This is a genomic window from Bacillus sp. M6-12 (assembly GCF_002860285.1).
Taxonomy (GTDB): Bacteria; Bacillota; Bacilli; order Bacillales; family DSM-1321; genus Peribacillus.
Window position 1 is genome coordinate 240751 of record NZ_PGVF01000014.1, and the last position, 26779, is coordinate 267529.

The following is a 26779-nucleotide window of genomic DNA, read 5'->3' on the forward strand; positions in this document are numbered from 1 at the left end:
AAATGTTCCTCAAACGATTAGACGTTGTGGGATTTAAATCCTTTGCAGAAAGAATTTCCGTGGATTTCGTACCAGGTGTAACCGCTGTAGTAGGTCCTAATGGAAGCGGAAAGAGCAATATTACGGATGCGATTCGCTGGGTGCTGGGAGAGCAGTCAGCTAAATCGCTGCGAGGTTCAAAAATGGAAGACATCATTTTTGCCGGAAGCGATTCAAGAAAAGCCGTAAATTTTGCCGAAGTATCCCTGACCCTTGATAATGGCTCAGGTTTTTTGCCGATTGATTATCATGAAGTGGGTGTTACAAGAAGGGTTTATCGTTCTGGTGATAGTGAATTTTTCATTAATAAGCAGTCCTGCCGACTAAAGGATATTGTTGACTTATTTATGGATTCAGGCCTAGGTAAGGAAGCATTTTCGATTATCAGCCAGGGGAAAGTGGAAGAAATCCTTAGCAGCAAATCGGAAGAACGAAGAATTATCTTTGAAGAAGCTGCCGGCGTTCTTAAGTATAAAAACAGAAAGAAGAAAGCGGAATCAAAGCTTTCAGAGACTCAGGAAAATCTGAACCGTGTTCAGGATATTCTGCATGAGCTCGAAGGGCAGGTGGAGCCATTAAAGATGCAGGCGTCCATTGCTGCGGATTTCCTCGAGAAAAAGGAAGAACTTGAGCAAATCGAAGTGGCTTTGACTGTTTTTGAAATTGAAACCCTTCACGAAAAGTGGCAAACCCTCTCAAAGGAACTTGAGAAACATAGTGATCAGGAGGTCAAGCAGGCTGCTGAATTGCAAAGGAAGGAAGCAGAGCTTGAAGAGGCTCGGGACCGCGTTTCAGCGCTTGATGAATCAATTAACGATCTCCAGGAAGTGCTGCTGCAGGCAAGCGAAGAACTTGAAAAGTTAGAAGGAAGAAAAGAAGTGTTAAAAGAACGGAAAAAAAACGCTTCCCACAACAAACAGAGCCTAGAAAAATCAATAGAAGAGGCATCAGCAAGAATTAATACTCTTAAGGTTGAAAAAACATCTGAATCAGATGGGCTGGAGCTTTTGGAGCAACAGGTCAAGGAATTGTCTGAAACACTCCAGGAGAAGCAGAAACAATTATCAAAATTCAACTCCAATCTAGAAGAAATAATTGAAACGCTAAAGAGTGACTATATTGAATGGCTGAACAAACAGGCTACTGCAAATAACGAAATCCGATATCTGGAGCAGCAAATCAGCCAGCAGGAACACAAAAACTCCAGGCTAGATACTGAAAATTCAAAATATATCAGGGAGAGAAAAAGCATCGGCGAAAGGAAAGTCCAGCTGCTAGAATCTCTGTCCTCCATCCAGCTGGAAATAGAAAGCCATGTAACCTTCTTCCGGAATGAACAGAGAAAGCTGGAGAGTGTGAAGTCAGCCTATCAAAAGCAGGAGAAAACCTTATACCAGGCCTACCAATTTTTGCAGCAAGCGAAGTCCCGAAAAGAAATGCTTGAGGAAATGGAAGATGAGTATGCCGGATTTTTTCAAGGAGTTAAAGAGGTACTAAAGGCTAAAGACCGGCAGCTTGCCGGTATCGAAGGCGCTGTTGCAGAATTAATAACGGTTCCTCGTGATTATCAGGTGGCAATTGAAACGGCCCTCGGAGGAGCCACTCAGCATGTTGTGACGGTAAATGAAGAACATGCACGCAACGCGATTTCCTTTTTGAAAAAGAACGGCTATGGCCGCTCAACATTCCTTCCACTCTCTGTAATCAAAGGCCGGCAAATCCCTGAAACCCAGCTATCATATTTGAAAAACCATCCGGCGTTTATCGGAACGGCGGCTGATTTGCTGGAGTTCGATGAAAAATACCGCTCCATTATCTCTAATTTGCTAGGCGCGGTAATTGTGACGAAGGATCTTAAGGGAGCAAATGAACTTGCAAAACTGGTTCAGCATAAATATCGATTTGTAACTCTCGAAGGCGACGTTGTTAATCCTGGAGGTTCCATGACTGGAGGAGCGATTAAGCAAAAGACCGCATCATTGCTTTCCAGAAAAGGAGAACTGGAAGAACTGAAAACTAGGCTTTCTAGCATGGAAGAAAAAACTGCCAAGCTGGAAGAGCATGTTAAAAAACTAAAAACTGACATCGCGTCCCAGGAAGAAAAAATTGAGAATATCCGCAAAACCGGCGAAACCCTTCGAATAAATGAGCAAAGTTTAAAAAGTGATATCAAGCAGGTAGAGCTGGAGGAAAAGAATGTTAATGAGCGGCTCCGGCTTTATGATTTGGAAAAATCATCGTTAAACGAGGAACAAGATACTCGTACTAAACGGATGGCAGAACTGAGAGAGCAGCTGCAGGACTGCAAGTCGGCAATCAGCCGGCTTGATCTGGAAATTGCTGAATTAACCCAGCAAAAACAATCCCAGCAATCCTCAAAGGAAAACCTTGCTGAAGAAACAAATGATGTAAAGGTTGCTTTGGCCTCTAAAAGCAGCCGGCTTCACAACCAGCAGGAAAATGTCAGCAGGATTACAGCCGAGTTAAATGCCCTCCAGGAAAAGGTGACAGAATACCGGGAGGACTTGTCATTGTTAACAAATGAAATGGATGACAATACAAGCGGCGAGGATATGCTCGAAAAGGCTGCCTATATGAAGGCACAGGATAAACAGGAAACGATCAGCCTAATTAGCTCAAGAAGGAAAGAGCGGATGGAGCTGCAAGCACTGCTCGAGGATATGGAAATAGCCGCAAAAGAAATGAAACGAATCCACAAAGGTCTCGCTGAAGTGGTAAAGGACGAGGAAGTAAAACTGAACCGGCTGGATGTTGAACTTGAAACCAGGCTGGTTCACCTTCGTGAGGAATATTTCCTGACCTTTGAGGGTGCTAAAGAAAAACATCCAATGACGATGCCTGCTGACGAGGCTAAAAAGCGTGTAAAGCTGATCAAGCTGGCCATTGAAGAAATGGGTACAGTTAACCTGGGAGCCATCGATGAGTATGAACGGGTCTCTGAGCGCTTTCATTTCCTATTGGAGCAAAAGGAAGACCTTCAGGAGGCAAAGGATACTCTGTTCAAGGTTATCGAGGAAATGGATGACGAAATGAAAAAACGGTTTTCCGACACTTTTTATGCTATCCGGGAACAATTTGAATCCGTATTCAAGTCTTTATTCGGAGGCGGTCGTGCTGAATTGAAGCTGACTGATCCAAGCGATCTTTTGCGTACGGGTGTGGACATCGTTGCCCAGCCGCCAGGGAAAAAACTTCAAAATCTTGGTTTATTGTCTGGCGGTGAACGCGCTCTGACTGCTATTGCATTGTTATTTTCTATCTTAAAAATACGGCCGGTCCCGTTTTGCATCCTTGATGAAGTAGAAGCGGCCCTGGACGAAGCAAACGTATTGAGATTTAGCCAGTACTTAAAGCATTTCAGTAAAGAAACACAATTCATCGTTATTACCCACCGCAAAGGAACGATGGAAGAGGCGGACGTTTTATATGGCGTTACGATGCAGGAGTCAGGTGTTTCAAAGCTTGTATCCGTCCGGATCGATGAATCAAAAGAATTCGCGGAGATTTAAGCGGAAGATCTTTTGCATAACTGCATTGATTTTTTGTTCACTCGCATTCTCCGTTTAGTAAAAAAGAAAAGTTCACCATCTGAAAAAGGGAAGTGAAGCAATGAGTTTTTTTAAGAAGCTGAAGGAAAAGTTTACAAATCAGACAGATTCAATGACTGAGAAATTCAAAGAAGGATTAACGAAAACAAGAGATTCCTTTACCGGCAGGGTAAATGACCTTGTGGCCCGTTATCGGAAGGTCGATGAAGAATTCTTTGAAGAGTTAGAGGAAATTCTGATTCAGGCCGATGTCGGATTCGATGCAGTAATGAAGCTTACTGAAGAGCTTAGGATGGAAGTGAAGCGCCGGAACATTTCCGATACGAGGGAAGTTCAAGGTGTTATTTCTGAAAAGCTTGTGGAAATTTATGAAAACAACAGCGACAAATCGACAGGGCTCAATATACAGGAAGGCAGCCTTACAGTCATCTTGTTCGTCGGTGTGAATGGTGTAGGAAAGACAACGACGATCGGAAAGCTTGCCCACAAATTCAAGGAGGAAGGAAAGTCCGTTGTTCTAGCAGCAGGGGATACCTTTCGAGCTGGGGCGATTGAGCAGCTAGAGGTATGGGGTGAGCGTGTTGGTGTAGACGTCATTAAGCAGGCAGCCGGGTCCGATCCTGCAGCGGTCATGTTCGACGCGGTCCAGTCCGCTAAAGCAAGGAATGCCGATATCTTAATCTGTGATACTGCTGGCCGCCTGCAAAATAAAGTGAATTTAATGAAAGAGCTTGAAAAAGTTAAACGTGTAATAGAACGCGAAATCCCTGGAGCACCGCATGAGGTTCTGCTCGTGCTTGATGCAACAACCGGGCAAAATGCAATGATCCAGGCAAAAACCTTCAAGGAAGCTACGGATGTTAGCGGAATCGTGTTAACGAAGCTTGACGGAACAGCAAAGGGCGGAATAGTGCTTGCCATCCGCAATGAGCTTTCTATTCCGGTTAAGTTTGTAGGCCTCGGCGAAAAAATGGACGATCTCCAGGAATTTGATGCCGAGAAGTATGTATACGGATTGTTCGCTGATGTGATTGAAAATGAAGATGAAACAAAAGAATAAGAGAAGTCAACCGGAAGCTCACGGGCTTTCGGTTTTTTAGTAGAGCCATTAATCCCTTTTAGCAAGGCGCTTCCGCAATTATAGTTTGGTACAAAGTCTCCTTTTTTGAATTTGTACAGATGTCCAGCTGCAGCGCCTAGCCCCGACGCACAGGACGTGCTAGTGCCGGCGTCGCCAAAGGACGTGGCGGTTTTAGCCGGCCTCGAGTGTTGCGATCAAGGGCCATCGCAACCTTGGTCATAAGCCTAATTCCTACAGAAGGCAAAAAGAGCCTTCTTCCAGAATTCGTCTTATGCTTGTCGGACTAGCACACGATGTGCTGACGCCGACGTTTGGTACAGGACGTGCCAGACTGTAGTCGGCGTTCCTTACTCGCAAGGCGCTTCCGCATTTTCTATTTAAGTACCGAGTATTCTCTACTGTATAGGGACAGATGCTCTGCAGCGCCTAGCCCCTCGAGGTCATAAGCCAAATTCCTCCAGAAGGCAAAGAACGCCTTCCTACGGAATTCGTCTTATGCTTGTCGGGGCTGGTCAAGGCGCTTCCGCTTTTCTAGTGTAAAGGTTTTACCTTGACATCCAATATCAAACTGTGTAAACTATACTTTTGTAAAGGGTTTTCACTTAACGCGTAGGGGAGTGTGACAAATGCTCGAAAAAACGACGCGGATCAATTATTTGTACGATTTTTACCAATCGCTGTTGACCGAGAAACAGAAGAGCTATATGTCACTCTATTATCTCGATGATTATTCCCTGGGCGAGATTGCTGAAGAGTACGATGTCAGCCGCCAGGCGGTATATGACAACATTAAGAGAACGGAAGCCATGCTTGAGGAATACGAAGCGAAGCTTTTACTATTTCAAAAATTTCAAGAGCGCAACAGACTGATAGCTGAACTGAAGGAATTGTCGAAAAAGGAATCCCTTTTAGGCGAAGAACTTCTGGAAGCTGTCATGAAGCTTGAGAAGTTAGATTAGGAGGCGGCAACAATGGCATTTGAAGGATTAGCCGACCGACTGCAGAATACGATACAGAAGATCCGCGGCAAAGGGAAAGTAACAGAGGACGACGTTAAAGCAATGATGCGCGATGTACGCCTTGCCTTATTGGAAGCGGACGTTAACTTCAAGGTTGTAAAAGACTTTGTAAAGCGCGTGAATGAACGTGCAATAGGGCAAGAGGTCATGAAAAGCTTAACGCCTGGACAACAGGTCATCAAGGTTGTTAAAGAAGAGCTTACTGAGCTGATGGGCGGCGAACAAAGCAAAATTGCCGTTTCAAACCGCCCTCCAACCGTCATCATGATGGTAGGTCTTCAGGGTGCCGGTAAGACAACAACATCCGGAAAGCTTGCAAACCTGCTGAGGAAGAAATATAACCGGAAGCCAATGCTTGTTGCAGCAGATATTTATCGTCCGGCAGCGATCAAGCAGCTTGAAACGCTTGGAAAACAGCTTGGGATGCCTGTATTCTCACTTGGCGACCAGGTCAGCCCGGTAGAAATTGCGAAGCAGGCAATCGCGAAGGCTAAGGAAGAACATCATGATTATGTGCTGATCGATACGGCTGGCCGTTTGCATGTAGATGAAAATCTTATGACAGAGCTGTCCGATATTAAAGAACTCACTAAACCTGATGAAATTTTTCTTGTTGTCGATGCAATGACCGGACAAGATGCTGTCAATGTGGCACAAAGCTTCAATGAGCAGCTGGGCCTTACCGGTGTTGTTTTAACCAAGCTTGATGGGGATACACGTGGCGGTGCAGCACTTTCAATCCGTTCGGTTACAAACACTCCGATTAAATTTGTCGGTATGGGAGAAAAGCTGGATGCACTTGAAGCATTCCATCCGGAGCGTATGGCTTCAAGGATTCTTGGCATGGGTGACGTCCTGACGCTCATTGAAAAGGCTCAGTCCAATGTTGATGAGGAAAAAGCGAAGGAGCTCGAAAAGAAGATCCGTTCAGCCAGCTTTACGCTGGACGACTTTCTGGACCAGCTCGGCCAGGTCCGCAATATGGGCCCGCTTGACGAGATTCTTAAAATGCTGCCAGGGGCAAACAAGATTAAAGGCATGGATAACCTCTCCATTGATGAAAAGCAGATTGGCCATGTTGAAGCGATCATCCGCTCGATGACAACAGCTGAAAAAGAACAGCCTGAAATCATCAACGCCAGCCGCCGTAAGCGTATCGCGAAAGGCAGCGGTACTTCCATTCAGGAAGTCAATCGTCTTTTAAAGCAATTTGAAGACATGAAGAAAATGATGAAACAAATGACGAACATGGGTCCCAGAGGGCCAAAAGGCAAGAAAAAGGGTGGCTTTAAATTCCCTTTTATGTAAATAGCGGCAAGAAGGTTGAATTCTTTTAACTAGTTCTGATATCTAGCTGCTGCGCCAATCATTAGGGCGTAATGGACCTAAACAGGCGCATCATATGGCTGGTGTTTCAGCTTTTTTAACCTGTTAAGAAAAAAACCTTTACAAACATATCAAACATTTGGTATTATACTATCTTGTGTGAAACTATTCGGAGGTGCTTATTTAAAATGGCAGTAAAAATTCGTTTAAAGCGTATGGGAGCTAATAAATCTCCTTTCTATCGTATCGTAGTTGCAGATTCTCGTTCACCGCGTGACGGCCGTTTCATTGAAACAGTTGGAACATACAATCCGGTTGCTCAGCCAGCACAGGTTGAAATCAACGAAGAATTAGCTCTTAAATGGCTGTCAGACGGCGCAAAGCCATCTGATACAGTACGTAACCTGTTCTCGAAACAAGGCATCATGGAAAAATTCCATAATGCTAAAAACAGCAAGTAATCGGATTCCCAATGAAAGAATTAATTGAAGCGATTGTCACGCCCCTCGTTGAATATCCTGATGAAGTTCAAGTAACATCAAAGGACGAGGATGACCGCGTCACCTATTATCTCGCAGTGAACAAAGAAGATATGGGAAAGGTTATCGGAAAGCAGGGCCGTGTTGCCAAGGCGATTCGGACTGTGGTTTATGCAGCTGGAGCATCGCAACATAAGAAAATCTATTTGGAGATTTCCGAATAAGGGAGGGCATATAACCCTCCTTTTTTTGTACATTTAATGAATACCCCCTCAGTTGCTCATACTATAATTAATTTTTGAGTACTGGTATGGGGCATTTTACATATTGATAGAGAAAAGTTTGATAACATATTAGGGGGGCGCTGGAATGAAAATACTCCAAACCGTTGTAGTGCATCAGGTGTTAACGGAAACCAGCAAGAATCAACTCCTTGAAAAGTATAAAAGCAAACAGGACCAGCTTCAGAAGGAAGGCGACCAGCTTCGTTTCGAGCTGAAAAAGCTGGAAAAAACCAAGAAATTTCAGCCAACGAGCCTTAAAGCACATTTTGAAAAGGAAATTAACAAACGGCAGGAAAAAGTAAAGCTGCTGGATTTTCAAATAGAACAGCTGTACATATTGCCGGTTGGAAGCGAGCTGAAGGAACGTGAGGTTCAGGCGCTTGTGGAAGTGGAGATAGGCTCTGATTGGGAGGAGCTTGTCCAAACTAAAACAATCATCGTGAAAGACGGCATAGTATCTGAAATTCGATAGAGGTGACAACAATGGAAAAGTGGTTTAACGTTGGGAAAATTGTTAATACTCATGGTATTAAGGGAGAAGTAAGGGTCATTTCCAGAACTGATTTTGCCGAGGAAAGGTACAAGCTTGGAAATACATTATTTCTTTTTTGGGATGAAAAGGACGAACCGTTGGAGTTAACGATTAAAACTCACCGCAAGCACAAGAATTTTGATTTGTTGTCGTTCGAGGGTTTCAACAATGTTAATGAGGTGGAACGCCTTAGGGACGGATTGCTCAAAGTACCTGAATCGCAGCTTGGGGAGCTGGAAGAAGGAGAATTTTATTTCCATGAAATCATTGGCTGTACAGTTTATACTGACTCAGGTGATGAAATCGGAAGTATCCGTGAGGTACTGGCCCCCGGTGCTAACGATGTCTGGGTGATCAAGGGAAAAAAGGGCAAGGATATTCTGATTCCATATATTAAGGAGATTGTTTTAGACGTGAATATTGCTGAAAAGAAAATTGTCATTTTCCCGATGGAGGGGCTGCTTGAATGATGAAGATCGACATCCTTTCGATATTCCCGGAAATGTTCGCAGGGGTTTTAGGAGCTTCAATCCTGAAAAAAGCAGAGGAAAAGGGTGCTGTTTCCTATCGGGTGACCAACTTCCGTGACTACGCCGACAATAAACACCAAACTGTCGATGATTATCCGTATGGCGGAGGAGCAGGAATGGTTTTGAAGCCGCAGCCGATTTTTGATGCCGTTTCTTCCCTGTCGGAAGGGAATGTGAAAAAGCCCCGGGTCGTCCTTCTTTGCCCGCAAGGGGAACGTTATTCCCAGGCAAAAGCTGAAGAACTCGCCAAAGAGGACCATCTAATTTTTATTTGCGGGCATTATGAAGGCTATGATGAGCGGATCCGGGAGCATCTTATCACCGATGAAATCTCTATTGGAGACTATGTGCTGACAGGCGGTGAGCTCGGTGCTATGGTTATTGTCGACAGTGTAGTCCGGCTTCTGCCCGATGTTCTTGGCAATGAGGAATCGCACCAGAAGGATTCATATTCTTCCGGTTTGCTTGAGCATCCCCATTATACACGTCCTGCGGATTTTCGCGGGATGAAGGTGCCGGAAACATTAACCTCAGGCAACCACAGCAAAATAGAGGAATGGCGGATTAAAGAGTCCCTCAGGAGAACCTGGAAGCGGCGCCCTGACCTGCTTGAGGCATATACACTCACCGACCTGGAAGCAAAGCTGCTGGATGAACTGAAAAAAGAAGAATAAACTCTATTGCAACAGCCTTCTCAATATGGTAAAATGTTTTTTGTGACTTGGGCTGAAATCCAAGTCCTATAACGATGTTCCGCTGCAATGACATAATAGCATATGTAAGAGCATCCGGGAGGAGTAGAAAAAGATGAGCAATTTAATTCAAGAAATTACAAAAGAACAGCTTCGCAGTGATCTACCTGCATTTCGCCCTGGTGACACAGTACGTGTTCACGTTAAGGTAATTGAAGGTACTCGCGAACGTATCCAGGTGTTCGAAGGCGTTGTTATCAAGCGCCGTGGCGGCGGAATCAGCGAAACTTTCACTGTGCGTAAGATATCTTACGGCGTTGGAGTAGAGCGTACATTCCCAGTTCACACACCTAAAATTGCAACACTTGAAGTTGTACGCCGCGGTAAAGTACGCCGTGCTAAGCTTTACTACCTGCGTAACCTTCGCGGTAAAAAAGCACGTATTAAAGAAATTCGCTAATCATTCCTTTTCGATTACTGCTGTAAACGAACAGGAAAGATGCAACGATATTGGTAAAAAAGGAGCTTGTCCGCAAGCTCCTTTTTTCACTTTAAGCGGGCTGATTTTAAAAAGGATTTATTGCTTTATAATTGTGAAATAACAATGTAAGATAAAAGTAACTTGTTTAGAGGGTGATAACATTGACAGAAATTACAGAGAAAAAGAAAAAAAATGAATTTTGGGAATGGTCAAAGGCGTTGATTATTGCCATCCTTCTTGCGGCTGTTATTAGATATTTCTTATTTGCCCCTATTGTAGTAGACGGGGAATCAATGATGCCGACTCTTCATGATCAAGATCGTATGATAGTTAATAAAATTGGATATAATTTAGGCAAACCGGAGCGATTCGACATTATCGTATTCCACGCACCTGAGGAAAAGGATTACATAAAACGTGTAATTGGTCTTCCGGGTGACCGGATTGAATATAAGGATGACACGCTGTATGTAAATGGCAAAGCATACGACGAACCGTACCTTGATAAGTATAAAGAGCAGTTTTTTGACGGTCCTCTTACTGATCCATTTAAACTTGAGGATACCGCAGTTGGAAAACAAACGGTTCCAAAGGGATGTTTATTTGTAATGGGCGACAACAGAAGGTACAGCAAGGACAGCCGCCATATCGGTGCGGTCTCCATGAAAAAGGTGCTGGGTGAAACCAACATGGTTTATTGGCCTGTTGAAGATTTGCGACTTGTAGAATAGAAAGGGCGAAGACGCTTGACAATACAATGGTTCCCGGGGCATATGGCGAAGGCCCGCAGGGAGGTTACTGAGAAATTAAAGCTCATTGATATCATTTTTGAATTGGTGGATGCCAGGATTCCTGCGTCCTCCAGAAACCCGATGATCGATGAAATCATTCAGCATAAACCTCGGCTGATTCTTTTAAACAAAGCAGATATGGCTGATGCGTCAAAAACTAAACAATGGCTGGACTATTATGCGTCCCAGGGAATTAAGGCGATTGCAATTAATTCCCATGAAGGGACCGGGCTTACTAAAATTTCGGCTGCTGCCAAAGAACTGCTTAAGGAAAAGTTCGATAGGATGAAAGCAAAGGGAATAAAGCCAAGAGCCATTCGAGCCATGATAGTTGGCATTCCGAACGTCGGAAAATCAACCCTGATAAACCGTCTGGCCAAAAAGAATATTGCAAAAACAGGCAACATGCCTGGCGTAACGAAGGCCCAGCAATGGATTAAGGTTGGCAAAGAGCTCGAATTGCTGGATACGCCTGGGATTCTCTGGCCGAAGTTCGAGGACCAGGAGGTTGGCTTAAAGCTGGCACTTACCGGAGCGATTAAAGACACCCTCTTAAATCTTCATGACATTTCCCTATACGCAATAAGGTTCCTGGAAAGGGAATACCCTGAACGCTTGCTTAAAAGGTACGGCATAAATGAAATACCGGAAGAAATTGTTGAGCTTTTTGATAAAATTGGCACATTTCGCGGATGCCTGACGAGCGGTGCTATGGTCGATTATGATAAAACGGCTGAATTGATTGTAAGGGAAGTACGCTCGGGAAAAATGGGCCCTCTTACATTTGAGGTTCCCGAACATATCCAAGCGGAAGAGAAATGAAGCTCCTTTTTGGGGCTTTATTTTTTGTATAAAACACCGATAAAAGGAATACGGAGAGAATAATATGAAGGCTGAGTTAAGTATTAAAGAAATTTCCGCCATGCTGGCAAATGTTTCTTTACCCAGCGATCCTTTTTTTCTTGAATGTACGAAGGATAAGCGGAAAGGTGTACAGGAATTGGTCCAAAAGTGGAACCGGCAGCATGATAAAGTACGATTGGAAAAAGAACGGTTTGAAACGATGTTGTTCTATGAAAATGAGTTAAGGACACAGGGTTTTCAATACATATCAGGAATAGATGAGGCCGGCAGGGGTCCCTTGGCTGGTCCTGTAGTGGCTTCGGCTGTCATTCTTCCTCAAGACTTTTACCTTCCGGGCTTAAACGATTCGAAGCAGCTGACGGAAGTTCAGAAGAATAAATTTTATGAAATAATCAGAACAGAAGCATTAGGAATGGGAATCGGAATATTAAACAGCGAAGAAATTGACCGTTATAACATTTACCAGGCTTCGAAAAAAGCAATGCTGGCTTCAATTGCAGGGTTAAGCATATCACCTGATTACCTGCTCATAGATGCGATGGAGCTGGATGTTCCAATGCCTCAGAAAAGCCTGATTAAAGGTGATGCAAAATCCATTTCCATAGCAGCTGCCTCGGTTATTGCAAAAGTAACAAGGGACAGGATGATGAAGGAATATGCAAAGAAGTATCCTCAATATGGTTTTGAAAAAAACATGGGTTACGGTACGCCGCATCATCTTGAAGCATTGAAGAAGTACGGGCCTTGCCCATGGCATAGAATGAGCTTTGCACCGGTAGCTGATTCGGTGAAAACTCAATTGTAAAAAAGGAGTGACAATATGCAGCTAGCCAATGGTATCCAGCTGAACCTCCAGCCAAACAGTTCTCAGAAAGATATTTCTTTTCGGAGCGGCCAGATCATCTACGGAAAAGTGTATAAGATATATCCCAATCAAACAGCAGAGGTTCAAATCGGCGGTACTAGGATCACAGCAGCCTTGGATGCACCATTGCAGGCCGGGGAAAAATACTGGCTGCAGGTGCAGCCGGGAGAGGGAACAATCAGGCTCAAGCTATTGCCTTTGCCATCAAGACAGGAGGCAGCTTCGCTTAAAACAGCAGCCGATCAGCTGATCAGCCACCTTGGTATGCCGCAAAATAAAGAATCGCTGGATCTCGCACGTTTTTTGCTAAGAAACCAGCTCCCTATTACAAAAGATACGTTCCAGGCTGCCTTAGACTGGATTAAAGCATCGGATGCCTCGATTCAGCAGGGGATGAACACGGTTAAGACCATGCATCTTCAAGGACTTCCATTTATTAAAGATGTTTTTCAGGCTCTCCTTTCGATTGAAAAGGGACAGCCATTCCATACATTACTGGCAGGACTTGTGGAGCAGCTCAATAAAAGCGGGGAGCCGACAGAAACCGCCCTTCAGATTAGAAAATTAATCGGGGAGCAGCTTCAGCCGGAAAAAAGCCAAATCGGTTCAAAGGCTTTTCGTAGTCTCATTCATGCATGGGCGAGCGAAAATGCGCCATTGGTCCAGCAGCAATCAGCTTACCGGATTCTTCAGACTGCGGGTATTATTGATAAAAATATCACTGAATTAGAGTTTGCAGAAAGTCTGATTCAAAAAGCCCATGTTTTTTCTTCAGGGACAAAACAAAGTTCACGTGTAGCACAAGGACTTGCCCTTATTGCCCAATACATGCATGCTATCAAACAAAATAACCAGTCCTTGGCTAATCAGGCCCTGGAAGCGTTCAGGCAGCTGCTGAATGAAGCCGGGAATCCGAATAGTGATGCAGCTCAATCAAGTGGAGGAGTTATTGGGAAGCCGCTTATTGAGCCGGATAATGGGGAAGTTATCATGACTCCGGCCCATGGCTTACCAAGGCCGGAGGGTAAGGCTGCCACCGCAGGACAGCCAATTGGGGGCGCTGGTGCCTTACAGGCTGATCAGGTTATAAGGATGGTTAAACAACTTATTATAGCGTGCACAGCGGCCTATAAAGGCACATCGGCATCCATAGCCGACCAGGGTCAGGCTTTGGATCAGCTGGAAACTATGTTTGCCAGTTTACATGGGCGGGAAACCATCTCAAAGGTCATAGAAGACCTTGCGGATATGCTTGTAAATCACTCAAAACCAGCTGCAAGGGAAAATGGTATCGCTTCTATGGCCCTTCAGGACAGAGAGCTGCTGAAAGCTCTGGCTGATGCAGAGTGGAGGAATACTGATTATTCAAAAGGGACATATGTCAGTGAATTTATTCAAAAGCTCTCGAAATCGCTTGGATTAAATCTGGAAAGCTATCTTGCAGCCTCCTTCGGCAAGGAGGAAAATGCTTCTTCAGAGGATTTACTTTCCCTAAAGCCTATGCTGTTAAAGCTGTTGAATGAAAATCAGCCGATGACAGTTAAAGAGGCTGCTGAGCAGGTGCTTCACCGCATAACAGCCCAGCAGCTGCTTTCAAATGATGCAGGACCGCTTCAAAACCTGGTTATGCAGATACCGCTTACAATGGCAAATCACCGTACAGATTTAACACTTCAATGGAGCGGCAGGAAAAAGAGCGATGGAACAATTGATCCAGGCTATTGCCGGATCTTATTTTACCTTAAATTGGCCCAGATTAAAGAAACAGTGATTGATATGCAAATCCAGAATAAAGTAATCAAGGTAACAGTATATAATGAGGCTGCGGACCAGCTAAAGCCCTTATCGAATGCATTCCTTCCATTGCTTAAAAGGAATGTGGAGGAGATGGGCTATAAGCTTTCATCAGTAGGATTTGAATCGGAAGCTACCCGAAAGAATCCAGTCAGCAGGCAGCCATCGCCCCTTTCTATCCATTCCGATTCGTATAGTGGAGTTGACCTGAGAATATGAAGGAACCAAAAAGAAAAGAAGCAGTTGCCTTATCCTATCAGCAGGACAAGGACAGTGCTCCAAGAGTCTCTGCAAAAGGAAAAGGTATTATTGCCGAAAATATTCTCCTGACCGCAAAAGAACATAACATACCAATCCAGGAAGATCCTTCCCTTACCGAGCTCCTTGGAAAGCTGGACATTAATACGGCGATACCTGAAGAGTTATATCAGGTAGTAGCCGAAGTTTTTGCCTTTATTTATAAGATTGATAAAGAAGTAAAGAGTTAAAGCTTTTTCTTATGCTGCCCGCTGTTTGCCCTTTTTATATTAATGTGAATATAATAATAGAACAATAGCAATCCCCCTGTTAAAAAGGCCGCAGGGGGACTTTTTAATTCGAAATATATAAATTATTAAAAGTATTTATAGTCTAATAGTAGACAACCATTTTTAGTTTTAATACAATGAAAGCGCAGTCTATTATTATCATCGCCAGCAATACATTGTTAAAAGCTGAGCGAACTGGAAAAACAAGGGGAAATCATTAGAATTCCGTGATTTGCCATGTTTTTTTCTATGAGGGATAGTTGATAAGGAGGATGGGAAATGAATATCCATGAGTATCAAGGAAAAGAAATCCTCAGAAACTATGGGGTTGCGGTTCCAAACGGCCGTGTTGCATTTACTGTGGACGAAGCAGTAGAGGCCGCTAAGGAACTGGGTACTGATGTTGTTGTCGTAAAGGCACAAATCCATGCAGGCGGCCGCGGTAAAGCCGGTGGCGTTAAGGTTGCAAAGAACCTGGATGAAGCACGTACATATGCAGATGAAATTCTTGGAAAAACGCTTGTAACTCACCAGACGGGCCCAGAGGGCAAAGAGGTAAAGCGCTTACTGATAGAAGAAGGCTGTGACATTAAGAAAGAATATTATATCGGCCTAGTGCTGGACCGTGCTACATCCCGTGTCGTTCTTATGGCTTCTGAAGAAGGCGGAACTGAGATTGAGGAAGTAGCAGAAAAAACACCGGAAAAGATTTTCAAAGAAGTCATTGATCCGGTTGTCGGCCTTACAGGCTATCAAGCTAGAAGAATCGCTTTTAATATCAATATTCCAAAAGAGCTTGTAAATAAAGCTGTTAAGTTCATGACAGGGCTTTATACAGCATTCGTAGAAAAGGATTGTTCTATCGCCGAAATTAACCCGCTGGTCGTAACTGGTGATGGAAATGTTATGGCATTGGATGCAAAGCTTAACTTTGATTCCAATGCATTATACCGCCATAAGGATATTTTGGAATACCGCGACCTTGAAGAAGAGGATGCAAAAGAAATCGAAGCATCAAAATATGATCTCAGCTATATTTCCCTTGATGGAAATATCGGTTGTATGGTTAATGGTGCAGGGCTAGCGATGGCTACTATGGACATCATCAAGCATTATGGCGGGGATCCCGCAAACTTCCTGGATGTTGGGGGCGGTGCAACTGCTGAGAAGGTTACTGAAGCATTCAAGATCATTCTTTCCGATGAAAATGTAAAAGGAATATTCGTTAACATCTTTGGAGGCATCATGAAGTGCGACATTATCGCAACTGGCGTAGTAGAGGCCGCTAAGCAGCTTGGTCTGGAAGTTCCGTTAGTAGTTCGCCTTGAAGGAACGAATGTTGACCTAGGAAAGCAGATTTTAAAAGAGTCTGGATTAAATATTACGGCTGCAGAATCTATGGCAGACGGTGCACAAAAAATCGTAGAGCTAGTAGGATAATAGGCAGGGGGGACCAAAATGAGCGTTTTTATTAATAAAGACACTAAAGTCATTGTTCAAGGTATCACTGGTTCAACGGCTTTATTCCATACAAAACAAATGCTTGAATACGGAACAAAGATTGTTGCCGGCGTAACACCGGGAAAAGGCGGCACAGAAGTTGAAGGAGTTCCGGTATTCAACACAGTAAAGGATGCAGTAAATGCGACAGGTGCCAATGCATCGGTCATTTACGTGCCTGCTCCATTTGCAGCTGACGCAATCCTGGAAGCAGTGGATGCGGAGCTAGATATCGCTATCTGTATTACGGAGCATATACCTGTATTGGATATGGTCAAGGTAAAGCGTTATATGGAAGGCAAAAAGACACGCTTAGTAGGGCCGAACTGCCCGGGTGTAATCACACCTGACGAATGCAAAATCGGAATCATGCCTGGATATATCCACACGAAAGGACATGTAGGCGTTGTATCACGTTCCGGAACATTGACTTATGAAGCTGTCCATCAGCTTTCACAGGCAGGAATCGGGCAGACAACGGCTGTAGGGATCGGCGGAGACCCTGTGAATGGTACAGACTTTATTGATGTGTTAAAGGCATTTAACGAAGACCCTGAAACATATGCGGTCATCATGATTGGTGAAATCGGCGGTACAGCAGAAGAAGAAGCTGCTCAGTGGGTAAAAGCCAACATGACTAAGCCTGTAGTAGGCTTTATCGGCGGCCGTACTGCACCTCCAGGAAAACGCATGGGTCATGCTGGTGCCATCATTTCTGGCGGAAAAGGGACAGCTGACGAAAAAATCCGGGTTATGAATGAATGCGGAATTAAAGTAGCGGATACTCCATCTGTTATGGGAGAAACGCTAATTTCTGTTCTTAAAGAAAAAGGCATTTACGACCAATGTAAAACTCATTAATTGAATAAATCGTCCTTCACCTGGTGGGGGACGATTTTTAACAATCCCCTGCTTTATATCTAGCTGCTGCACACATTCTGGAGGGGATTTTCGATTTCGCCAATGGAAATACGACATTCTTCATGGTAACCCCTGTTTGACTGGAATGGAGCAGTCTATGTTCAGTTAGCTAGGAACAACTGCTAATAAAAAGGAGAGTGCTATTTTTGGAAGTTAGAGAAAGGCTGATTCATCTGCATCATTGCAGAGGTGTAGGCTGGAAATCAATATTAAAACTGCTGACTAAAGATCCTCAACTGAAAGACCTCTATTCAATATCCCTCGAAAAATGGAAACAGCTGCTTCCCATTTCCGGTAATCAACTCATCTCTTTTTACAACGATCTACATACCATTGATATTCGAAAAAAGCTGATTCAATACACGTTTAGCCATATTGAAATTACAACCTTTTTGGATCATGAATATCCAGACTTGCTTAAAGAAATTTACAATCCTCCCTGGGTTCTCTTTTCTAAGGGGAACAGAGATATAATGAAGGAAAAATGCTTGTTGGGTGTTATTGGTTCGCGAAAGCCGAGTCCCTATGGAATGGCAGCAGTAAAGGAAATATTGCCGCCGTTAATTAATAGAAATGTTGTCATTGTCAGCGGACTTGCATCCGGAATAGATGCCGAGGCACATAAGCTGGCCTTGAGAACCTATGGTAAGACCATCGGAGTCCTTGGAGGAGGCCTTTATCACCTTTATCCAAAGGAAACCTTGCCTATAGCTTCGAAAATGATTGATTACGGCCTGCTCTTATCAGAAGTGCCCCCTGACCGCAGGCCTGAGCCATGGATGTTTCCGATGAGGAACCGTATTATCAGCGGCCTGTCTAGAGGGGTTTTAATAGTGGAAGCAGAAGAAAGGAGCGGATCGCTTATAACGGCCCAGTGTGCTCTCGAACAAAACAGGGAGGTTTTTGCTTTGCCTGGTAATATTACCAGCCGTTTATCCAGCGGAACAAACAGGCTTATTCAGGAAGGAGCAAAGTCGGTATTATGTGCAGATGACATTCTATCCGAATTCTCTTTATTTTGATCAGTTATTGTATCAAAATCCGGCAGTTGCCGGATTTTTTTGTATACATAATATATATGAAGAAAAAAATTTACTAAAAATTCACTCAATGAATACAACTAGGTAAATAGGCATGTTTTTGGAGTGGATTTCCACTTTTTTTAAAAAATATTTTGATTAATATCTAATTTTTCCAACAAAATGGTTGAAATATTTAATCAACTGTTATAAATTTTGCAACAAGCGGCTTTTTAAATACACATTTGAAAGCGGTTTCTTGAGCTCTTTTTAAATAATTTAAATGGGCTAAGGATTGACAAACGATTTTTTTATGATTAATAATAGTGAAGATTTCTTATTACCTCTTTGAGGAGGAGTTTTTTGAATGTCGGATTATCTAGTGATTGTGGAATCCCCGGCGAAAGCCAAAACAATTGAACGGTATTTAGGTAAAAAATATAAAGTAAAAGCATCCATGGGTCATATTCGCGATCTTCCAAAAAGCCAAATGGGTGTTGATATAGAACATGAATTTGAACCAAAATATATTACTATCCGTGGGAAGGGTCCCATTTTAAAAGATTTGAAAACAGCAGCCAAAAAGGCAAAGAAAATTTATCTCGCGGCTGACCCCGACAGAGAAGGGGAAGCAATTGCCTGGCATTTGGCTCACATCCTTGATATTGATATACACTCGGATTGCCGGGTAGTTTTTAACGAAATTACAAAGGATGCAATCAAGGAATCTTTTAAATCCCCAAGGCCGATCAATACGAACCTGGTGGACGCCCAGCAGGCGAGAAGGATATTGGACAGACTAGTTGGCTATAACATTAGTCCCTTGCTATGGAAAAAGGTCAAGAAGGGACTTAGTGCGGGAAGAGTGCAATCCGTTGCAGTTAGGCTTATCATTGACCGGGAAAAAGAAATTCAGGCTTTCATTCCTGAAGAGTACTGGACTATTAAAGCAGAATTCACAAAAGGCAATCATCTTTTTGAAGGCGGTTATTTTAGCATCAAAGGTGAAAGAATGGAGCTCCACAACGAAGACGATGTAAAGAAAATTTTATCAAGTATGAAGGGCAACGAGTTTGCTGTATCAACGGTAACCAAGAAGGAACGAAAGCGGAATCCCGCAGCACCGTTTATTACTTCTTCCCTGCAGCAGGAAGCAGCAAGAAAGCTGAATTTCCGTGCGAAGAAGACGATGATGCTCGCTCAGCAGCTTTATGAGGGGATTGCACTCGGCAAGGAAGGAACAGTCGGGTTAATCACCTATATGAGAACTGATTCTACTAGAATTTCTGAAGTCGCTCAGGCTGAGGCTGCCGGTTATATTGAAAGTGCATTTGGCAATGAATATATTTCTGCGGAAAAAAGAAAAGAAAAGAATAAACAAAATACCCAAGATGCCCACGAGGCGATAAGGCCTACCAGTACACTTAGGGATCCCGCTTCAGTAAAAGAGTACCTGTCGAGGGATCAATTCAGGCTTTACAAATTGATTTGGGAACGATTTGTTTCCAGCCAAATGGCTTCTGCAATCATGGATACGATGAGTGTAGACCTTCAAAATGGAGATGTGAAATTCCGTGCTAATGGCTCCAAGATCAAGTTTCCGGGTTTTATGAAGGTCTATGTGGAAGGAACAGATGACACTGTAGAAGAAAAAGACAATCTTCTCCCTGAATTAAAGGAAGGGGACATAGTCTTTTCCAAGGATATTGAACCGAAGCAGCATTTTACCCAGCCGCCGCCAAGATATACCGAGGCCCGTCTGGTAAGGATGCTGGAAGAGCTCGGAATAGGCCGGCCTTCCACATACGCTCCGACGCTGGATACTATACAAAGGCGCGGATATGTTGCGCTTGATAATAAACGGTTTGTTCCAACCGAACTTGGGGAAATCGTACTTGAGTTGATAACGGAATTTTTCCCGGAAATTCTTGAAGTTAAATTCACAGCTAAAATGGAGCAGGAATTTGATAATGTAGAAGAGGGAAAAGTGGCATGGAAAAGGGTCATTGCAGAATTTTTCAATGATTTCGAATCTAATCTTGAAAAAGCTGAAGCCGAGATGGAAAAGGTTGAAATTAAAGATGAACCAGCAGGCGAGGATTGCGAAAATTGTGGCAACCCAATGGTCTTTAAAATGGGCCGTTACGGCAAATTTATGGCCTGCAGCAATTTCCCGGACTGCCGGAACACAAAACCTATCGTTAAGCTTATAGGTGTAAAATGTCCAAACTGCAAGGAAGGAAATATCATAGAAAGAAAAAGCAAAAAGAAGCGGATATTTTACGGCTGTGACCGATATCCAGACTGCGAATTCCTTTCGTGGGATAAGCCGTTAGCACGTACATGCCCTAAGTGCGATGGAACCCTCGTAGAAAAGAAATTGAAAAAAGGTATCCAAGTTCAATGCGTAAACTGCGACTACAAGGAAGAACCGCAAAGCTGATTAAAGAAGAAGGCATTTCACCTTGCGTATGGCTGCCTTCAGTCAAATCCAGATATATCCGGCTTTTTCTGAAACTCGGCCTCTGCCGAGTTTTTTCTTCGGATAAGACCAGCAGCACAGCCTGATTTTGAACCGAATGATTAATTTAGCGGTCAAGGATAATCTTATATATGACAGCGTGGCGGCGAGAAAATAAAGTGTGAGTTTGGAAGATATTGGCGGTTCTAAGACTGCGCAGCATTGGCAGCTTCCTTCGTATATAGTACACAAAGCTTTATTCTTTTTGTTTGGTAATGTAAAATGCATAGGAAAACTATAAGTTAAGGAAAAAAATTAACCACTACTTTTATCATATGAACATATAGCCCACATGGAGGTCGTACAATGGAAACAGCAGCAGTAAATGTAATAGGAGCTGGACTTGCCGGCAGCGAAGCAGCATGGCAGCTTGCGAAACGAAATATTAAAGTAAATCTCTATGAAATGCGCCCGGTAAAGAAAACTCCAGCGCATCATACTGACAAGTTTGCTGAGCTGGTTTGCAGTAATTCACTGCGTGCTAATACATTAACGAACGCAGTAGGAGTTTTAAAAGAAGAAATGAGGATGCTTGATTCCGTAATTATTTCAGCCGCCGATCAATGTGCGGTTCCTGCAGGGGGGGCACTTGCTGTTGACAGACATGAATTTGCCGGCAGTGTTACTGAAAGGGTAAAAAATCATCCTAATGTTACAGTATATAATGAAGAAATAACGGCAATTCCTGAAGGTATTACTATTATTGCGACCGGTCCCTTAACTAGTAAAGCTCTTTCTGAAAAGCTTCAGGAGGTTATGGATGAAGAGTATTTATATTTCTATGATGCTGCCGCTCCAATCATTGAAAAAGATAGCATCGATATGGATAAGGTATACTTAAAATCCCGCTATGATAAAGGAGAGGCAGCCTATCTCAACTGTCCAATGACTGAAGAAGAGTTTAACAGGTTTTATGAGGCCCTAATAGCAGCTGAAACTGTGCCATTAAAAGAGTTTGAAAAAGAAATATTTTTCGAAGGATGCATGCCAATAGAAGTAATGGCAGCGCGAGGCAAAAAGACAATGCTGTTTGGACCTCTAAAACCGGTTGGCCTTGAAGATCCTAAAACAGGAAAGCGGCCCTTTGCTGTTGTCCAGCTCCGGCAGGACGATGCTGCCGGTACTCTTTATAATCTAGTCGGTTTTCAAACACATTTAAAATGGGGCCCGCAAAAAGAGGTTTTGCAATTAATTCCAGGCCTTGAAAATGTAGAAATCGTCCGATATGGAGTTATGCACAGAAATACTTTCATAAATTCACCAAAGGTATTGGAACCGACATATCAATTCCGCAGCAGAAACCAGCTCTTTTTTGCGGGTCAGATGACGGGAGTTGAAGGATATGTGGAATCTGCAGCGTCTGGACTGATTGCCGGAATCAATGCCGCCCGGCTTGTGGAAGGGAAAGAAACAATTGTTTTTCCAGCGGAGACAGCGATGGGAAGTATGGCAAGGTATATCACCACCGCCAACCCTAAAAACTTTCAGCCAATGAATGCAAACTTTGGATTATTACCGGAATTGGAAGAAAAAATCAAAGGAAAAAAAGAACGAAATGAAATGCATGCTAAACGCGCTCTAGACACAATTCAGAAATTTTTGAAAAATTTGTAAAATTATTTGCGACAGTCAATAAAAGTATGTTACGATTTAGTAGCTTTGCGAGGTGAGTAATTGTGAAAAATTCGTTACAATTGTTTGTTGAATATTTACAAATTGAGAAAAATTACTCACACTATACCATTGAGCGCTATCAGCGAGATATAGATGAATTTTTTTTATTCATGAATGAGCAAGGCATTTCAGGCCTGCAATCCATAGAATTCCAAGATGCCCGTCTATTTTTGACTATATTGCATGGCCGGAATTTATCAAAGCGGACAATTGCTCGAAAAACATCCTGCCTGCGGAGCTTTTTTAAATTTCTCATGCGAGAAGAAATTGTGCCGGATAACCCTTTTTCTCTTGTATCACTGCCTAAAAAGGACCAAACCCTGCCAAGGTTCCTTTATGAGGAGGAATTGAGCAGGATATTTTCATCGATTGATGCCTCAAATCCGATCGGGAAAAGAAACTTTGCCCTCATAGAACTTCTATATGCAACTGGTGCCAGGGTGAGTGAATGCTGTTCCATCCAGCTAAATGATCTTGATCTGACGCTTGGCACCGTCCTGCTTCATGGAAAAGGAAAAAAGGATCGGTATGTTCCGATTGGAGAATATGCCAAGGAAGCAATTTCTGCCTACTTAAAGGATGGCAGGGGATTTCTCATGGCCTCAGAAAAATCCCATGGTACATTAATGGTGAATTTTAGGGGAGAGCCGCTGACGCCCCGCGGTGTTCGGTATATCCTCAGCAGCTTAATGAACAAAGCCGCTGAGGGGAGTAAGCTGCATCCTCATATGCTCAGACATTCTTTCGCAACCCATTTACTCAATAATGGAGCCGATTTAAGGACTGTACAGGAGCTTTTGGGACATTCAGCCATTTCATCAACACAAGTATATACTCATGTCACTAAGGAACAATTACGAAAGGTATATATGGCTTCACATCCAAGGGCGTAAACTTTTAAATAAAGAATGTTTTATAACAGTGAAGCTTTTCTAGAAAGGAGAATAAGAATGGGTAATTTTCACGCAACCACGATTTTTGCTGTCCAGCATAAAGGAGAATGTGCAATGTCGGGGGATGGCCAGGTAACATTGGGCAATGCAGTTGTAATGAAACACACAGCAAGAAAGGTTAGAAAGATCTTTAATGGAAAGGTATTGGCAGGCTTTGCAGGCTCCGTAGCGGACGCTTTTACATTATTTGAAATGTTTGAAGCAAAGCTTGAGGAATACAACGGAAACTTAAAAAGGGCAGCTGTTGAACTGGCTAAGCAATGGCGGAGCGACAAAATGCTCAGGCAGTTAGAGGCCATGCTAATTGTAATGGATGAAAAAGGGATCCTGCTTGTATCGGGGACCGGCGAAGTGATCGAGCCAGATGATGGAATACTGGCAATAGGTTCTGGAGGGAATTACGCTCTTTCAGCCGGAAGGGCGTTAAAACGCTTCTCGGGTGACCATTTAACTGCTAGGGAAATTGCAGAAGCATCCCTTCAGATTGCTGCCGATATTTGTGTTTATACAAATTCCAATATTATTGTAGAAGAACTGTAATGAAAAGGAGTGACATAATGAAGGGCAGTCAAACTAATTTAACACCCAAGCAGATCGTTGAAAAACTGGATCAATATATAGTGGGTCAGCGAGATGCAAAAAGATCAGTGGCCATCGCATTAAGAAACCGTTACCGCAGGTCATTGCTGGATGACAAATTGAGGGATGAAGTTGTTCCTAAAAATATCTTAATGATTGGGCCAACTGGAGTTGGTAAGACAGAAATCGCCAGGCGGTTGGCTAAACTAGTCTCTGCTCCATTTGTAAAAGTGGAAGCAACCAAGTTTACTGAGGTAGGCTATGTTGGACGTGACGTTGAATCAATGGTCCGGGACTTGGTTGAAACCTCAGTCAGGCTGGTGAAGGAAGAAAAGAAACAAAGTGTTAAGGGACGTGCCGAAGATAACGCCAATCGCCGTCTGGTCGAATTACTGGTTCCATCTGCGAAAAAACAGGCGAATTTCAAAAACCCTCTCGAAGCCTTATTCGGCGGCGGAGTACAGCCAGAACAGGATTCTGCCAGCCATGAGGATATCGGAATCAATGAAAGGCGCAAAATCGTAGAGGATAAGCTGAGCCGCGGTGAACTAGAAAATGAGATGATTACTGTGGAAGTTGAAGAGCAGCAGCCTTCCATGTTTGATATGCTTCAAGGGTCTGGTATGGAGCAGATGGGAATGAACATGCAGGACGTTCTTGGAAACTTTATGCCGAAGAAGAAGAAGAAGCGCAAGCTGAAAGTGAGCGAAGCCAGGAAAGTGCTGACGAATGAGGAAGCAAGCAAATTGATTGATATGGATGAGGTCACACAGGAAGCTGTCCTTCGTGCTGAACAAAACGGGATTATTTTTATTGATGAAATTGATAAAATTGCTAGCCGCGGGTCTGGCGGTTCATCCGCTGACGTATCCCGGGAAGGTGTTCAGCGGGATATCCTGCCGGTTGTAGAGGGCTCCACTGTTGTCACGAAATACGGTTCGGTGAAAACAGACCACGTGCTTTTCATGGCGGCTGGGGCATTTCATATGTCAAAGCCATCAGATTTGATACCGGAGCTACAGGGAAGGTTCCCGATCCGTGTAGAATTGAAGAAGCTGACAGTAGAGGACTTCGAACGTATTCTTCACGAACCTGATAATGCATTATTAAAACAATATGTAGCATTATTGGAAACTGAAGGTATACAAATTGAATTTTCTGACGATGCTATTCGTAAGATTGCTGAGGTAGCATTTGAAGTAAACCAAAACACGGATAATATAGGAGCCAGAAGGCTGCATACCATTATGGAACGCCTGCTGGAGGACTTGTCCTTTGAAGCATCGGATATTACGTTGGAAAAAATAATTATTACTCCACAATATGTAGAAGAGAAGCTTGGTACAATTTCAAGAAATAAAGATTTGAGCCAGTTTATCCTATAATAGTCCGATTCCGGTAAAATAGTTTGAATGCTGAAGGTGTGGGTAGAATTTTCATATAGAGCAAGGAATGATTCCTCATCTATCAATAAGGATACTCTACAAGAGAATGTAAACAAGGCAATAAAAAATTGAATAATGGTTGTTATAGGAGGAAGTTTTTGAAATGAATTTATTAGGAAAAACAAGAAGAATTAACTCGATGCTGCAAAATGCAGCAGGAAAACCGGTTAATTTTAAAGAAATGGCTGAAAGCTTAAGCGAAGTAATCGAATCGAATGTATTCGTTGTAAGCCGCCGCGGAAAGCTCTTAGGCTATGCTATTAACCAGCAGATCGAAAACGAGCGGATGATCAGAATGCTGGAGGACCGCCAATTCCCTGAAGAGTATACAAAGGGCTTATTCAATGTTCAGGAAACATCGTCCAATCTTGATGTGAACAGTGAATACACTGCGTTCCCTGTCGAAAATAAGGAACTGTTTGCAAGCGGCTTGACTACGGTAGTACCTATCATTGGCGGAGGTGAGCGCCTTGGTACATTAATCCTTGCTCGTCTCGAAGAAAAGTTCCATGATGACGATTTAATTCTTGCTGAGTATGGTGCAACTGTTGTAGGAATGGAAATCCTGCGCGAAAAAGCGGAGGAAATTGAAGAGGAAGCAAGAAGCAAGGCAGTCGTCCAAATGGCGATCAGTTCACTTTCGTACAGTGAGCTTGAAGCGATTGAGCATATTTTTGAAGAATTAAAAGGCAATGAGGGATTGCTGGTAGCTTCAAAAATCGCTGACCGCGTCGGTATCACCCGTTCCGTTATCGTTAATGCTCTTAGAAAGCTTGAGAGCGCCGGTGTAATTGAGTCCCGTTCTCTGGGAATGAAAGGAACATACATTAAAGTGTTGAATGATAAGTTCCTTCATGAGCTGGAAAAACTAAAAAGCAACTAAAAAGATAAAGACATTCCCAATAAACCGGGAATGTCTTTTTTTTGTGTTTGACATAAATAGCCAAATTTTAACAAAATGTTAACGATAAAATTCCTTTTCTTAACTATTATTCATAATATAGTCAAGAAAATAGGTCTTTTGACTGCGTTTCTTTTCATGGATATTATTTATGATTTAAAGGACATAATTTCCATTATCAGAAAAAATTCATTTTTACAGGACTAAAGTCCTGATCTGTCATCAAATTTTTATAAATTTCTTTATTATACGACAAAAATATTTTAATTTCATTACAAAAAATTACACAACCTTCATAGACAGAGAGTTTGTTATTCTTTACAATAGTTACTAAGATTATGTCGGATTAGGGCATATTCTACAAATGAAGGAAAAAATGTAAAAGAGGGGAAG

General features: G+C 43.0%; 24 protein-coding genes. All 24 read left to right on the forward strand.

Annotation, left to right across the window (positions count from 1 at the left end; all coding sequences use genetic code 11):
• Positions 1–2: 2 nt before the first annotated feature.
• The 24 genes from smc (at position 3) to codY (ending at position 26368) form a co-directional block, all read left to right on the forward strand.
• Positions 3–3569 carry a chromosome segregation protein SMC gene (gene smc / locus CVD28_RS16340; protein WP_101593744.1) on the forward strand — a complete coding sequence of 1189 codons (3567 nt, stop codon included), beginning with the start codon at positions 3–5 and terminating at the stop codon, positions 3567–3569.
• Between the two features lie 100 nt (positions 3570–3669).
• A complete protein-coding gene (gene ftsY, locus CVD28_RS16345; RefSeq protein ID WP_101593747.1) occupies positions 3670–4668 on the forward strand; it encodes a signal recognition particle-docking protein FtsY in 999 nt (332 codons plus the stop codon).
• 647 nt (positions 4669–5315) lie between these two features.
• Complete coding sequence (locus CVD28_RS16350; RefSeq protein ID WP_101593749.1) at positions 5316–5648, forward strand: putative DNA-binding protein; 333 nt, start codon at positions 5316–5318, stop codon at positions 5646–5648.
• 12 nt (positions 5649–5660) lie between these two features.
• The gene (gene ffh, locus CVD28_RS16355; RefSeq protein ID WP_101593751.1) at positions 5661–7016 is read left to right on the forward strand and encodes a signal recognition particle protein; all 1356 of its coding nucleotides are present in this window, start codon (positions 5661–5663) and stop codon (positions 7014–7016) included.
• 206 nt (positions 7017–7222) lie between these two features.
• Positions 7223–7495 (forward strand): 30S ribosomal protein S16, encoded by a 273-nt coding sequence (gene rpsP, locus CVD28_RS16360; RefSeq protein WP_101593754.1) that lies wholly within the window; start codon positions 7223–7225, stop codon positions 7493–7495.
• Between the two features lie 11 nt (positions 7496–7506).
• Entirely contained in the window at positions 7507–7737 is a 231-nt protein-coding gene (locus tag CVD28_RS16365) for a KH domain-containing protein (RefSeq protein ID WP_101593757.1), read from the forward strand.
• A gap of 145 nt (positions 7738–7882) precedes the next feature.
• A complete protein-coding gene (locus tag CVD28_RS16370; protein WP_101593759.1) occupies positions 7883–8269 on the forward strand; it encodes a YlqD family protein in 387 nt (128 codons plus the stop codon).
• A gap of 11 nt (positions 8270–8280) precedes the next feature.
• Positions 8281–8799 carry a ribosome maturation factor RimM gene (gene rimM / locus CVD28_RS16375; protein WP_101593762.1) on the forward strand — a complete coding sequence of 173 codons (519 nt, stop codon included), beginning with the start codon at positions 8281–8283 and terminating at the stop codon, positions 8797–8799.
• Entirely contained in the window at positions 8799–9533 is a 735-nt protein-coding gene (gene trmD, locus CVD28_RS16380; protein WP_101594233.1) for a tRNA (guanosine(37)-N1)-methyltransferase TrmD, read from the forward strand. Before rimM ends, trmD begins: the two co-directional genes overlap by 1 nt.
• A 133-nt stretch (positions 9534–9666) precedes the next feature.
• Entirely contained in the window at positions 9667–10011 is a 345-nt protein-coding gene (rplS, locus tag CVD28_RS16385) for a 50S ribosomal protein L19 (RefSeq protein WP_101593764.1), read from the forward strand.
• A 182-nt stretch (positions 10012–10193) separates the two neighbouring features.
• Positions 10194–10763, forward strand: a complete 570-nt coding sequence (gene lepB / locus CVD28_RS16390) for a signal peptidase I (protein WP_308315092.1) — start codon at positions 10194–10196, stop codon at positions 10761–10763.
• A 15-nt stretch (positions 10764–10778) separates the two neighbouring features.
• On the forward strand, positions 10779–11645 hold the full coding sequence (gene ylqF, locus CVD28_RS16395; protein WP_101593766.1) for a ribosome biogenesis GTPase YlqF: 867 nt from the start codon (positions 10779–10781) through the stop codon (positions 11643–11645).
• A 64-nt stretch (positions 11646–11709) separates the two neighbouring features.
• The gene (locus CVD28_RS16400; protein ID WP_101593768.1) at positions 11710–12492 is read left to right on the forward strand and encodes a ribonuclease HII; all 783 of its coding nucleotides are present in this window, start codon (positions 11710–11712) and stop codon (positions 12490–12492) included.
• A gap of 15 nt (positions 12493–12507) precedes the next feature.
• A complete protein-coding gene (locus CVD28_RS16405; RefSeq protein WP_101593770.1) occupies positions 12508–14565 on the forward strand; it encodes a hypothetical protein in 2058 nt (685 codons plus the stop codon).
• Entirely contained in the window at positions 14562–14834 is a 273-nt protein-coding gene (locus CVD28_RS16410) for an EscU/YscU/HrcU family type III secretion system export apparatus switch protein (protein ID WP_101593772.1), read from the forward strand. The genes CVD28_RS16405 and CVD28_RS16410 overlap by 4 nt, the downstream gene beginning before the upstream one ends.
• A gap of 318 nt (positions 14835–15152) precedes the next feature.
• On the forward strand, positions 15153–16313 hold the full coding sequence (gene sucC / locus CVD28_RS16415) for an ADP-forming succinate--CoA ligase subunit beta (RefSeq protein WP_101593774.1): 1161 nt from the start codon (positions 15153–15155) through the stop codon (positions 16311–16313).
• Positions 16314–16331: 18 nt separating this feature from the next.
• Complete coding sequence (gene sucD, locus CVD28_RS16420) at positions 16332–17234, forward strand: succinate--CoA ligase subunit alpha (protein ID WP_101593777.1); 903 nt, start codon at positions 16332–16334, stop codon at positions 17232–17234.
• A 206-nt stretch (positions 17235–17440) separates the two neighbouring features.
• On the forward strand, positions 17441–18316 hold the full coding sequence (dprA, locus tag CVD28_RS16425; protein WP_257985891.1) for a DNA-processing protein DprA: 876 nt from the start codon (positions 17441–17443) through the stop codon (positions 18314–18316).
• Between the two features lie 364 nt (positions 18317–18680).
• A complete protein-coding gene (gene topA, locus CVD28_RS16430) occupies positions 18681–20756 on the forward strand; it encodes a type I DNA topoisomerase (protein WP_101593781.1) in 2076 nt (691 codons plus the stop codon).
• A gap of 384 nt (positions 20757–21140) precedes the next feature.
• Entirely contained in the window at positions 21141–22448 is a 1308-nt protein-coding gene (gene trmFO / locus CVD28_RS16435; protein WP_101593784.1) for an FADH(2)-oxidizing methylenetetrahydrofolate--tRNA-(uracil(54)-C(5))-methyltransferase TrmFO, read from the forward strand.
• Between the two features lie 62 nt (positions 22449–22510).
• The gene (gene xerC, locus CVD28_RS16440; protein ID WP_101593786.1) at positions 22511–23401 is read left to right on the forward strand and encodes a tyrosine recombinase XerC; all 891 of its coding nucleotides are present in this window, start codon (positions 22511–22513) and stop codon (positions 23399–23401) included.
• Positions 23402–23458: 57 nt separating this feature from the next.
• Positions 23459–24001, forward strand: a complete 543-nt coding sequence (hslV, locus tag CVD28_RS16445; RefSeq protein ID WP_101593789.1) for an ATP-dependent protease subunit HslV — start codon at positions 23459–23461, stop codon at positions 23999–24001.
• Between the two features lie 17 nt (positions 24002–24018).
• Positions 24019–25425, forward strand: a complete 1407-nt coding sequence (hslU, locus tag CVD28_RS16450; RefSeq protein WP_101593791.1) for an HslU--HslV peptidase ATPase subunit — start codon at positions 24019–24021, stop codon at positions 25423–25425.
• Between the two features lie 163 nt (positions 25426–25588).
• Positions 25589–26368: a GTP-sensing pleiotropic transcriptional regulator CodY gene (codY, locus tag CVD28_RS16455; protein ID WP_101593793.1), complete on the forward strand. Its 780-nt coding sequence runs from the start codon at positions 25589–25591 to the stop codon at positions 26366–26368.
• Positions 26369–26779 lie beyond the last annotated feature (411 nt).